Source organism: Chryseobacterium sp. KLBC 52, assembly GCF_003347605.1.
In the GTDB taxonomy this organism is placed as follows: Bacteria; Bacteroidota; Bacteroidia; order Flavobacteriales; family Weeksellaceae; genus Chryseobacterium.
Genome location: NZ_QDFZ01000015.1, coordinates 41675 through 54903, shown reverse-complemented (window position 1 = coordinate 54903; position 13229 = coordinate 41675). Strand labels below are relative to the sequence as shown.

Annotated in this window: 7 protein-coding genes and 1 riboswitch; of the genes, 3 read left to right on the top strand and 4 right to left on the bottom strand. The window is 37.3% G+C overall.

Annotated features, from left to right (window positions below):
* Positions 1 to 81: 81 nt before the first annotated feature.
* On the bottom strand, positions 82 to 2199 hold the full coding sequence (locus DDF69_RS16055) for a TonB-dependent receptor (protein ID WP_114821729.1): 2118 nt from the start codon (positions 2197 to 2199) through the stop codon (positions 82 to 84).
* A gap of 103 nt (positions 2200 to 2302) precedes the next feature.
* A riboswitch (TPP riboswitch) is annotated at positions 2303 to 2394 on the bottom strand.
* A gap of 195 nt (positions 2395 to 2589) precedes the next feature.
* Complete coding sequence (locus tag DDF69_RS16050) at positions 2590 to 3360, bottom strand: WG repeat-containing protein (protein WP_228412018.1); 771 nt, start codon at positions 3358 to 3360, stop codon at positions 2590 to 2592.
* A 287-nt stretch (positions 3361 to 3647) separates the two neighbouring features.
* Here DDF69_RS16050 and DDF69_RS16045 point away from each other — a divergent pair, with 287 nt between their 5' ends.
* The gene (locus DDF69_RS16045; protein ID WP_114821666.1) at positions 3648 to 6431 is read left to right on the top strand and encodes a bifunctional aconitate hydratase 2/2-methylisocitrate dehydratase; all 2784 of its coding nucleotides are present in this window, start codon (positions 3648 to 3650) and stop codon (positions 6429 to 6431) included.
* A 319-nt stretch (positions 6432 to 6750) separates the two neighbouring features.
* Positions 6751 to 9018: an aconitate hydratase gene (locus DDF69_RS16040; protein WP_114821665.1), complete on the top strand. Its 2268-nt coding sequence runs from the start codon at positions 6751 to 6753 to the stop codon at positions 9016 to 9018.
* A gap of 156 nt (positions 9019 to 9174) precedes the next feature.
* Here the strand turns inward: DDF69_RS16040 and DDF69_RS16030 are convergent, their stop codons facing one another.
* Positions 9175 to 9852 carry a LytR/AlgR family response regulator transcription factor gene (locus DDF69_RS16030; RefSeq protein ID WP_114821663.1) on the bottom strand — a complete coding sequence of 226 codons (678 nt, stop codon included), beginning with the start codon at positions 9850 to 9852 and terminating at the stop codon, positions 9175 to 9177.
* Positions 9845 to 10864, bottom strand: coding sequence for a sensor histidine kinase (locus DDF69_RS16025; RefSeq protein ID WP_114821662.1), 1020 nt, complete (start codon positions 10862 to 10864; stop codon positions 9845 to 9847). The genes DDF69_RS16030 and DDF69_RS16025 overlap by 8 nt, the downstream gene beginning before the upstream one ends.
* A gap of 191 nt (positions 10865 to 11055) precedes the next feature.
* Between DDF69_RS16025 and DDF69_RS16020 the strand changes: the two genes are divergently transcribed.
* Positions 11056 to 13179: an outer membrane beta-barrel family protein gene (locus tag DDF69_RS16020; RefSeq protein ID WP_114821661.1), complete on the top strand. Its 2124-nt coding sequence runs from the start codon at positions 11056 to 11058 to the stop codon at positions 13177 to 13179.
* Positions 13180 to 13229 lie beyond the last annotated feature (50 nt).

Below are 13229 nucleotides of genomic sequence, written 5' to 3'. Positions count from 1 at the left end.
AAACTTCTTTTTTTAAGCTTAAAAAGGGTAAAACTGCTAAAACTAATTTATAATTTAAATATCCGCATTCCTGATCTTTTGCTATTGTATTTTCCAGCTTACTCCAAACATAAAGTTGGTTCCTGCCTGTGAAAAATAATATGGCTGTCCTTCATATACAGATCCGTTGTTCACATATTTCTTGTTGAACAGGTTATTCACCAATAGTTTTAATGCAATTTCGTTATTAGCAATTTTAAACTGATACTGCGCATTGAAATCTGTCAGGAGATAATCTTTAAGCTGAAGATTGGCATCTTCGGTATTATCCAGATATTGTTTTCCAACATACTGATTCATTAAAGCAAACTGGAAATTCTTTGTAGGATTAAATTTCAGGCTTACATTGGCAATTACATTCGGAGAGAATGAAATCTGGGTATTTCCAAGGCTCTTAGGAACATCTCCATTTTGAATATTGAAATCCTGGTTTCTGTTCTGACTTAACGTTACATTTCCTGAAACCTCCCATTGTTTCGATAATTTTGCCAAAGCACCTACCTCAATACCTCTTCTATAGCTTTTCCCTGAATTCGTTCTGATAAATGCTCCTACATTATTCAATTCTCCATTCAACACCAGCTGGTTCACATAATACATGTAATAAACATTGGCCGTCAATGAAACAATCCCGAACTGTTTTTCAAAACCTGCTTCAATATCATGAAGTTTTTCTGCTTTCACATCGTTATTAGCCATCAGGTCATCTCTGTTGGGTTCACGGTGAGCATGAGCGTATGAAAGGAATATTTTACCTCCGTCAATTCTGTAATTCACTCCGGCTTTAGGATTAAAGAACAGCCAGTTTTTACTTAAATCTGTTCCTTCATCATCACCTACCGTCAGAATCTTTGTGTTGTAATTGATTTTCCTAACCTGTAAATCTCCAAAGAATTCAAAATTATCCACTCTTAATAGAGCTTTTGCAAAACCTGACACTTCATTCTTTACAGAGCGGTTTCTGTAATATTCGCTTTCATCAATCTGAGGAAAAAATACTCCCGTCACATTTCCATAATGCCTTCCGTAGTACTGATTCACAACGGCACCAAAGTTCAGATCCAGGTTTTCAAACTTCCCATACAAGGTAGAAACCATTCCGTAGAAATCATTGTTCAGCCATTTTTTTCTGATAAAGTCTGAAGCTTTTATGGTTTGTCCTCCTTCTGTTATATTAGGAAGGTTATATCTTGAAAAAGGGTCTCCCTGCTTGTAGTTTTCATAATATCCTTTTCCTTTTGTATAATGGAATGTGGTTTCAAGATTCCAGCGGTCGCTGAACTTCTGTTCCCAAAGCAACTGATAATGGTTCTGTCTGTAATTATCCGTTTCATTATCATAGAAACTTACAATATTCTCCCAGTTGGCATCATAAATGGCTCCTGAAACATTGAATTTAGGATCCGTTTCCCAGGTCTTTCGGTCAATACCATTCCAGGCCTGATACGTTTTCTCTTTACCCCCAAAAGCCATTAAACGCAATTTTGTATTACCTTCTTCAAATAAAGCAGTGAAATTATAAGAATGTAAGTTGGATGAAGCTCTGTCTATATATCCGTCAGAATGAATATGGGTATATCTTCCCATCACAGAAAGACGGTTTTTCCAGAATTTCCCGGAACCTATTTCAGCTGAATATTTATAGGTATTAAATGATCCGTAGCTGTCATCTGTTTTAAAATAAAACTTCTCTTCCGGATCTTTAGAAAGTACGTTAATACTTGCTCCGAAGGCAGAAACCCCGTTATTGGAAGTTCCTACTCCTCTCTGGATGACAATCTGTGAGGCAGAACTTGTTAAATCCGGAACGTTGACAAAAAATGTTCCCTGGCTTTCAGAATCGTTGTATGGAACACCATTCATCATGACATTGATGGCACTTCCTGAAACTCCACGGATTCTAAAACCGGTATATCCTACACCATTTCCGGCATCGGAAGTAGAAATAATGGAGGTTTGATTTTTCAAAAGAATAGGAAGATCCTGTCCCAGATTCTTACTGTCCAGATCTTTCTGTACATTGATGATTTCCTTTGCTACCGGCAGCCTTTTGGTAAAGTTGACTGCTTCAATTTCCCTCACCTTTAGGGAATCTTTATTCTGAGCCTGTATAAAAGCTACTGAGCCTACACTAAGCCCTAAAAAAAATAATCCTTTCATTCTATAAATCTTTAACATTTAATGAATAAAAGGGGTGATTATGAGATAATTGACAAATCGCAAACGATACTGATGCTTATCGAATATTTATCGCTAATCATCCATCAATTATTTAAATGGTTCCCTAAACAGCATTACCTGTTCCAGGTTCATTGGGTATAATCTCAGCCTGTTAAAGCACCCCTTTATTTCAGCCGCAAAATTACAAAAAATATATGAATTGGAATTGGGGTTGTGAGATGCGGGATAACGGGTTACGAGGTGCGGGATTCGGGGTATTGAGTTTCGGTATACGTGGATGCTATGGAATGAAAAATAGGAGTTATCAAATAAATCATTCATCATTCATCATTCATCATTCATCATTCATCATTCATCATTAATAATTATTTAGTACGTTTTGTTGTTGGCGTCGATATAGTAGTAATTCGAGCCATCTTTGGTCACTTCAAACATCTTGCCCAGTTTCCAGCTGAAGTTTCTTTTAATATTGGAATATTCAAACGGAATGATAATCTTATTATTAACATCAATAATTCCGAATTTATCATTATTGGAAGCTACAATCATCGGATTAGCCACATCATCCCCTTCAAGGATGAACAGATACTGATATTGAGGATAGATCTGATATTGCCTGTAATCGGCAGCATTCACAAACTTTGACTTTTCAATGATTCCGTAAAAACCATTGAGGATATAAGCCTGAAATAGCTGTTGTTTATATTCTTCAAACTTGCACTTTCCAAAATCGGCTTCTTTGAATTGATATACTCTCTTCCCAGACTGGTCTACACGGTAAGAAATCATATTTTTTTCTACCGTGGCATAGTCTTTTGTTCCAAATTTTCTGACCTTTTCATTAGGAGAATTCAGAAGGTTGCAGTCTTCATAAAAAAATACTGCAATATGATATTCCGGTTGGATAATAAATTTCCCGTTCTGATTGACATACCCGAACTGATCTCCTTTTTTCTTAGGAATCAAAACAGGAAGATCTTTGTTGATCACTACCAGATCAGCATTAGGTTTATTAGCTGCAGCAGCTTTTTTAACTGTGCTTTTTGTTCCTTTCTTCACGGGAATTTTCTTCACAGATTTGGTCTGCGAGAAAACGAAAATCGAAATAAAAACACATAAAACATTCAGGATATTTTTCATATTCTCCATTTGTTTACAAAAATACGACCAAAAATAGATATTATAAAATTCATATTTATAAAGAATCTAAATAATTTCATTCTTATAAAATTGTAAAATTTCGTAATTTTGGGAACATTTTGAATTGTTTGATAATTTTAAAAAACTTTTGAAAAAGTGTAGATTATGCTGACTTTATTCGGTTAATGTTGCATCAAAATGCGGGAACTCAAAATGTCATTAATTGTATTTATACACACCAGTAAAGAAAAAGCAGGCCTACCTTTAATTTTGAAAGACCTTCTATTATGAGTATTTATAAGGATTACATCAAAGAGATTGAAGAAAGAAAAACCCAGGGGCTTCATCCTAAGCCAATTGATGGTGCTGAATTACTAAGCGAAATCATTACACAAATTAAAGATTCAGGTAATGCTGACCGACCGGATTCTCTTCAATTTTTCATTTATAACACACTACCTGGTACGACAAGTGCAGCGGGAGTGAAAGCAAAATTTTTAAAAGAAATTATTCTGGGTGAATCCGTAGTAGAAGAAATTTCCCCGGCATTTGCCTTTGAACTGTTATCTCATATGAAAGGAGGACCTTCTATTGAGGTATTGTTGGATCTTGCTCTGGGTAATGACGCGGCTATTGCTAAAGAAGCTGCCAACGTTCTTAAAACTCAGGTTTTCCTTTATGAAGCAGATACCAATCGTCTGAAAGAAGCATTCAACAGCGGAAACGAAATTGCAAAAGAAATTTTAGAAAGCTACGCCAAAGCTGAATTCTTTACTAAACTTCCGGAAGTTGCAGAAGAAATCAAAGTAGTAACATTCATCGCAGGTGAAGGAGATATCTCAACAGATTTACTTTCTCCGGGTAACCAGGCGCACTCAAGATCAGACCGTGAACTTCACGGAAAATGTATGATTACTCCTGAAGCTCAGGAAGAAATCAAAGCTTTACAGGCAAAACATCCTGACGCAAGTGTAATGCTTATTGCTGAAAAAGGAACAATGGGTGTAGGTTCATCAAGAATGTCCGGAGTAAACAACGTTGCTCTTTGGACAGGAAAACAGGCAAGCCCATATGTACCATTCGTAAACATTGCTCCTATTGTAGGGGGAACAAACGGTATTTCCCCGATCTTCCTTACCACAGTAGACGTTACCGGAGGTATCGGTATCGACCTTAAAAACTGGGTGAAGAAAGTGGACGAAAACGGAAACCCTGTTCGTAACGAAAATGGAGACATCGTTCTTGAAGAAGCGTATTCAGTAGCAACAGGAACTGTTTTAACAATCAATACAAAAGAAAAGAAATTATATAACGGAGATCAGGAATTGATCGACCTTACCAAATCTTTCACTCCACAAAAGATGGAATTCATCAAAGCAGGAGGATCTTATGCTATCGTATTTGGTAAAAAGTTACAGACATTTGCCGCTCAGCTTTTAGGAGTTGATGCTCCGGTTGTTTTTGCTCCATCAAAAGAAATTTCTCACGAAGGACAAGGGCTTACAGCGGTAGAAAAGATTTTCAACAGAAATGCTGTGGGCACTACACCAGGAAAAGTTTTACACGCTGGTTCAGACGTTCGTGTACAGGTAAATATCGTTGGATCTCAGGATACAACAGGTCTTATGACTTCTCAGGAGCTTGAATCTATGGCAGCAACTGTGATTTCTCCGATTGTTGATGGTGCTTACCAATCAGGATGTCACACTGCTTCTGTTTGGGATAAAAAAGCTCAGGCTAATATTCCTAAACTGATGAAATTCATGAACGAGTTCGGTTTGATTACAGCCCGTGACCCGAAAGGTGAATACCACGCGATGACTGACGTGATCCACAAAGTTCTTAACGACATCACTGTAGACGAATGGGCCATCATCATCGGTGGTGACTCTCACACAAGAATGTCCAAAGGAGTAGCTTTCGGAGCTGACTCAGGAACTGTGGCTCTTGCATTAGCTACTGGTGAAGCATCTATGCCAATTCCTGAATCTGTAAAAGTAACCTTCAAAGGAAACATGAAAGAACACATGGATTTCCGTGATGTGGTTCATGCTACACAAGCTCAGATGTTGAAGCAGTTTGGAGGAGAAAACGTATTCCAGGGTAGAATCATTGAGGTTCACATCGGAACACTTCCTGCTGACCAGGCATTTACATTTACAGACTGGACTGCTGAGATGAAGGCAAAAGCTTCTATCAACATTTCTGAAGATAATACTTTGATCGAATCACTGGAAATTGCAAAAGGCAGAATCCAGATCATGATCGACAAGGGTATGGATAATCACAATAAAGTTCTTCAGGGATTAATTGACAAAGCAAACAAGAGAATCGAAGAAATCAGATCAGGAGAAAAACCTGCTTTGACTCCGGATTCAAACGCTAAATATTACGCTGAAGTAGTGGTAGATCTTGACGTAATTGTTGAGCCAATGATTGCTGACCCGGATGTAAACAATGACGATGTTTCCAAGAGATATACTCACGATACCATCAGAGATCTTTCTTACTATGGTGGTGAGAAAAAAGTAGATCTTGGTTTCGTAGGATCTTGTATGGTTCACAAAGGTGACCTTAAGATTGTTTCTCAAATGCTTAGAAACATTGAAAAGCAGCAAGGTAAGGTAGAATTCAGTGCTCCTCTTGTAGTAGCAGCTCCTACTTACAACATCATTGATGAGCTTAAGGCAGAAGGAGACTGGGAATTATTAGAAAAATATTCAGCTTTTGAATTTGATGATAACGCTCCAAAAGGAGAAGCGCGTGTTGAATACAAAAACGTAATGTACCTTGAGCGTCCTGGATGTAACCTTTGTATGGGTAACCAGGAAAAAGCAGCGAAAGGAGATACTGTTTTAGCGACTTCTACCCGTCTTTTCCAGGGAAGAGTAGTGGAAGATTCTGAACGTAAAAAAGGAGAATCTCTATTGGCTTCAACTCCGGTTGTTGTTCTTTCTGCGATTATCGGAAGAATCCCAAGCATTGACGAGTACAAAGCAGCCGTTGAGGGAATTGACCTTACGACTTTTGTTCCTTCTATTAAAGAACTTACAAGTACAAGCGCTCACTAAGAGATATTGATAAATACGTCGCAAGACTATTAAAAGCTATAGAAATGGAAGATTTTGGTCCTTAAGGATTTAAAATCTTCCATTTTTTTGTTTAGAACGTTTCTATTTTAAGATAATTACGTTTTTTTTTCGATAAAATCAGGAAAATAAATTCTAATTTTTCTTAAATTGAAAGTTATAAAATCTATTGATTTTAAAGTCAAAAACACCCTATTGATAGATTATAGGAACGTTTTTTGATGTACAAAAGAGTAATTTTTCTTTTTCAGACTGTAGGAAAAGAAGCTTTAACGGAAAAAGAACAAAATTAAAATACGATATGACTTTTGATATTGATATGATCAAAAAGGTGTACGAGCGTTACCCGGAAAGAATTGCTGCAGCAAGACAAATTGTGGGAAAACCTCTTACGCTTTCAGAAAAAATTCTTTACACCCACCTTTGGGAAGGAAATGCTACACAAGCATATGAACGAGGAAACTCTTATGTAGACTTTGCACCAGACAGGGTAGCAATGCAGGATGCCACAGCACAGATGGCGCTTTTACAATTCATGCAGGCAGGGAAAGCTAAAGTAGCGGTTCCTTCTACCGCTCACGCGGATCACCTGATCCAGGCAAAAGTAGGTGCAGACAAAGATTTACAGGAAGGGATCAACAAAAACTCTGAGGTATTCAACTTCCTGAGCTCTGTATGTGATAAATACGGAATCGGGTTCTGGAAGCCTGGGGCGGGTATCATTCACCAGGTTGTACTGGAAAACTATGCCTTCCCTGGAGGAATGATGATCGGTACCGACTCGCATACGGTAAACGCAGGAGGATTAGGAATGGTTGCTATTGGTGTAGGAGGTGCTGACGCGGTAGATGTAATGGCAGGAATGGCCTGGGAGCTTAAAATGCCAAAACTTATCGGAGTAAAATTAACCGGTAAAATGAATGGCTGGACTTCTGCAAAAGATGTTATCTTAAAAGTAGCAGGAATTCTTACTGTAAAAGGAGGTACGGGATGTATTGTAGAATATTTCGGTGAAGGTGCAGAATCTCTTTCTGCAACCGGTAAAGGAACAATCTGTAATATGGGTGCTGAAATCGGAGCTACAACCTCTACTTTCGGATATGATGATTCAATGAGAAGATATCTTTCCGCTACAGGAAGACAGGATGTAGTAGATGCTGCTGATACAATTGCAGAACACTTAACAGGTGATGCTGAAGTATATGCTAATCCAGAACAATATTTCGACCAATTAATAGAAATCAACCTTTCTGAACTTACTCCTCACTTAAACGGACCTTTCACTCCGGATTTAGCGACTCCGGTTGCTGAGTTCAGAGCTAAAGCTGAAGCTAACGGATGGCCGTTAGAAGTGGAATGGGCGCTTATCGGTTCTTGTACCAACTCTTCTTATGAAGATTTATCAAGAGCTGCTTCTATTGTAGAGGATGCAGTATCAAAAGGAGTAAAACCTAAAGCAATTTTAGGAATCAACCCTGGTTCTGAGCAGGTGAAATTTACAGCGGAAAGAGACGGTTTCTTAGATTCTTTCAGAAAATTTGAAAACGCAAGAATCTTTACCAACGCTTGTGGACCATGTATCGGACAATGGGACAGAGAAGGTGCGGAAAAAGGAGAAAAAAACTCTATTATCCACTCTTTCAACAGAAACTTTGCAAAAAGAGCTGACGGTAACCCGAACACCCACGCATTTGTAGCTTCTCCAGAGATGGTAGCTGCTGTAGCGATCTCAGGAAGACTGGACTTTAACCCGATTACTGATACTTTAACGAACGAAGCTGGCGAACAGGTAAAACTTAACGAGCCTAGAGGCTTCGAACTTCCTTCAAAAGGGTTTGCTGTAGATGATAACGGATATCAGGCTCCATCAGAAGATGGCTCAAGCGTTGTTGTTAACGTAAGCCCAACTTCAGACAGACTTCAGTTATTGGAAGAATTCCCTGCATGGGATGGTAAAAACATTACCGGAGCAAGAGTATTGATCAAAGCGTTCGGAAAATGTACTACTGACCACATTTCAATGGCTGGACCATGGTTGAAATACAGAGGTCACCTTGACAATATTTCAAATAATATGTTGATTGGAGCGGTGAATGCTTACAACATGGAAACCAATAAAGTTAAAAACGAATTAACCGGTGAATACGGTGAAGTTCCGGCTGTACAAAGAGCTTATAAAGCTGCTGGTATTCCAACAATTGTTGTAGGAGACCAGAACTATGGCGAAGGTTCTTCAAGAGAACACGCTGCCATGGAACCAAGACATCTTGGTGTGAAAGCTGTATTGGTAAAATCATTTGCAAGAATCCACGAAACGAACCTTAAGAAACAAGGTATGCTTGGAATTACTTTCGCTAATGAGGCAGACTATGACAAGATCCTGGAAGATGATGTTGTTAATTTCTTAGATCTTGATCAATTCGCTCCAGGAAAACAACTGACTTTGGAATTCATTCATACTGACGGAACCAAAGATATCATTATGGCGAACCATACTTACAACGATCAGCAAATTGATTGGTTTAAGGCCGGTTCAGCGTTAAACCTGATCAAACAACAGGAAAAATAAGATTAATTGTTAGAATAATTAATAGAAAGGCGGCTTCAGCAGAAGTCGTCTTTTTTATTTCAACTTTCTTGAACTGAACTTTGGTACATATTCCAAACCTTACAGGTTTTAGAAACCTGTAAGGTTTAACTCTCAAATGAATATCCTGATATTCTATCACTTTAATCTATCCAAAAGCGCCGCTCTATAGCTTTCGCCGATAGGAATCTCATATTCAGGAAGAATCACTTTTTTAGCTCCAATACTTTTGACTTTATCAAGGTTGACAATAAAAGATTTATGAATCCGGACAAATGTTTCAGGAAGCTGGTTTTCCATGGATTTAAGGGTATCCAGAACGATAAACTCATCATTTTCCGTCCGGATATTGACATAGTCTTTGATACTTTCAATATAAAGAATCTCCTGAAAGCCGATACGATGCCTCTGCCCCGAAGATTTTACAAAGAAATTAGTATTTTCTTCCCGAGGAAAAGAAAACCGCTCCTGAGCCTTTAATACACTCTTTTGAAATCGATCAAATGAAACAGGTTTCAGCAGGTAATCCACTACATTATGCTCATAGCCTTCCAGGGCATATTCTGAATAAGCCGTTGTCAGAATATACTTTTGATCAGCTCCTACAATCTTCATAAAATTGATTCCTGTAAGCTCAGGCATCTGAATATCCAGAAAGATGAGGTCGGAATCATTTTTTTGCAGATACTCCAAGGCCAGAATAGGATTTTCCGTAGAAAAAACCAGTTCAAGAAAAGGTATTTTTTCTACATAATGTTCCAAAAGAGAGATGGCCAGCGGCTCATCATCTACAATAATGCATTTTATCTTATTCATCCCGTAAATCTATTTTTAAATCTACCATAAATTCCATTTCTGAATCTTTGATCTCAAGCTGATGTTTAGGATATAATATTTCCAGTCTTTTTTTCACATTCTGAATCCCAATCCCTGAAACAGTATCTTTCATTTTCTTTGTTTTAAAATTCAAAAGATGAAAATGCAGCACCTTATTATGATCTGAAATTTTCATTTCAAAACCTTTATCACGGAAATCACCATGTTTGAAGGCATTCTCAACAAAAGGAACCAACAGCATGGGTGAGATTTTCAATTGAGGATATTGAATATCTTTTTCTATCAGCAGTAGTTCAGGATTTCTGATTCTCAATTTCTCCAGCGCAATCAGACTATCAATATAACCAATTTCCTTATCCAGAGAAATGGAGTCTTTTTCAAGATCTTTCGTGCTGTACCTCAGCAATTGTCCAAGTTCTTCAATGGCAGGAAGTGCTTTATCTGACTTTTGATAGACAAGAGAATAGATATTATTTAATGAATTAAAAATAAAATGAGGATTGATCTGCGTCTTCAACGCTTGCAGTTCTGCCTGCTTTTTTTCAATCAAAAGTTGTTTTTTATCATTTTCAGCAACACCGTATTTCTCCACGATCCACAGAATTCCGGCAATGAAAACGGTCAATGATGCATTGTAGATATTATCTGTCAAATAATATAAAAGTCCGGTATCTTTATTATAATTTCTGAATCCAAGGGTAACAGGAAGCAGTACTTCTTCTATTCCATACCGAATGACACCAAAGCTTAATATAGAGATCAAAAAAACTAAAACAGCAGAATAAAGTTTCTCCAGATTTAACACTTTCGGAATAATAACCAGATACAAAAGATAAAAAGTAGAGATTTCAGTAATAAAATAGGTAAAGTTCAGCACATAGGTTTCAAATCCCCTTCGCTCAGGGAAAAAGAAATAAGGCGTAATGTTGTTTCCTATAAAATTGAAACTCCAATAAAAAATCTGAAGCCAGATAATTTGCTTTTTATTCATATTCAAATATAAATCTATATGCACAAATTTCGTCAACCCTTTTCGATAAAAACCCGTTTTTTTCCGATGAAACTATTTTGAGATGTATAATCCAAGGCTTCATCTAAATGCTATTTTCAATCAAAAACTCCCCTTATACTTTTGTCAGAGAAATTTAACATAAAGATCATTTAATCTGTCATTAATAACCTATGAAAAAGCAACTTCTATTAATAGCTACACTTGTTTGTTCTACTATAACAGCACAAACAAAGGACACTGCTAACGTCAACAAAATTGAAGCAGTAACGGTGAATGGTAAAAAAATTCTGGTAGAACGTAAAGTAGATCGTCTTGTTTACAACGTTCAAAACTCGATGCTTTCACAGGGAAGTTCAGGGACTGAAGTTTTGGCGGGAACTCCTTTATTGCAGGTGGATGAAAATAAAGGCCTTCTTTCTATTGCCGGAAAAAACGGGGTTTCTGTAATGGTGAACGACCGGATGCTTAATCTTTCCGGATCAGAACTCATTAATTATCTGAGAAATATTCGTTCTGAAAATATTTTGAAAATAGAAGTGATCACGACTCCACCTGCTAAATATGAAGCCCAGGGAAACAGTGGAATTATCAATATCATTCTTAAAAAGAATCGGAATCTTGGATGGAGTGGCTATCTGAATACTAATTACACCCAGAGAACCTATGCCGGTTTCAGCAGTGTGGCTGGAGTAAATTATCAGAATGAAAAAATAAAAGCATCCGTAAAGGTGACGGGCTATGACGGAGATAAAAGATCAGTAGAAAAATATAACATTATCGGCCAAAGTTCTTCTCTAAGCAAGGATGATAGAAGAGATATGAATGACGGACTTGGGCTGAATGCCAATTTTGACTATTCTCTTTCTAAAAGTTCCCATATCGGACTGGTATACGATATTGCAAAAGGACACACCAATATGGATATTAATTCAACTCAAAGTTACTTTACAGACGGTACATCTACTTTGCAAACAGAGACGGATTCAAAGCATCGTTCTCCTTTTACCACCCAAATGCTTAATCTCTATTTTGATCAAAAACTGGGCGAGCATACACTTAGTTTCGGAGCTAATTATTATGGAAATTTACCCGATACTGAAGTTAATTTTACAACAAAAAATCTTGCCAGTAATACCACGCAGATCGTTAGAAATCTCTCTTCGGTAGATTATAAAATATATTCCGGGCAGGCTGACTTAACTTTAAATTTCAAAAAAATCCAGTTGGAAACGGGTGCAAAATACAGCCAGTTTTCTAATAATTCGGATATTGGATATTTTAATTTCACCAAGGGGAATTATACCATAGATCCGGCAAAGAGTAATCTTTTTGATTATCATGAAAAGAATTATGCAGGTTATATCAGTGCCAGTAAGGACCTTGGTGAAAAATGGTCTGTAAAGGCCGGACTTCGTTATGAATATACCCAAACCAGCAGCTTCTCTCCTACTACCCAATCAAAATCGGAGAATAATTACGGAAAGTTTTTCCCAACAGCTTATATATCTTATAAAGCCAATGAAAACAATCAGTTCAGTATTAATTATTCACGAAGAATCAACCGTCCTTACTTCCGGGCATTAGATCCGTTCCGATGGTATTCTAATCCTAATACCTATTATACCGGAAACCCAAGCCTGCAGCCATCTTTCAATCATAATATCGAATTCAATTATATTTTTAAAAGTAAATTTTCTGCCAGCCTTTACTACCAGCGGACTACAAATAATTTTGACCAGATTTCCTTTCTGAATGGGATTAACCTTGTCAGCACCTATGAAAACTATTATAATCAGGATGTTTACGGAATCAATCTCAATTACACGGACACCTATTTCAAAATCTGGGAAAGTAATATCTCTACCTCCTTCAGTTATAATGAAACTCAGATTACAAGATTCAATCTGGTTGCTAAAAACGGACAGTCATTGTATTTTTCTTTGAACAATACCTTCCAGCTGAATAAGGCAAAAACATTGATGCTATTTGCCAACTACCGGAACAATCTTCCTTCCAGAGATGGGTATTTTTCTATGAAAAACACAGCAAGTCTGGATGCAGGAATCAAAATGAGTTTTGCAGAAAAGGCACTTCAGGTCAATCTTTCTGTAAGTGATATTTTCAGACAGTCCGGATTGAGGGCTGATATGTATTTTACCGACAACACGCAGTCATTCAACAACTATTGGGATGCCCGAAGAATGACACTCAGCATTACTTATAATTTTGGAAATCAGAAAGTAAAATCAAGTAACAGGGCTGTTAATTTTGAAGAGAAAAACCGTGCACAATAATTTTATCCAACAACAATCATATTTTTTGAGATCATAAAATAGCCATAAAG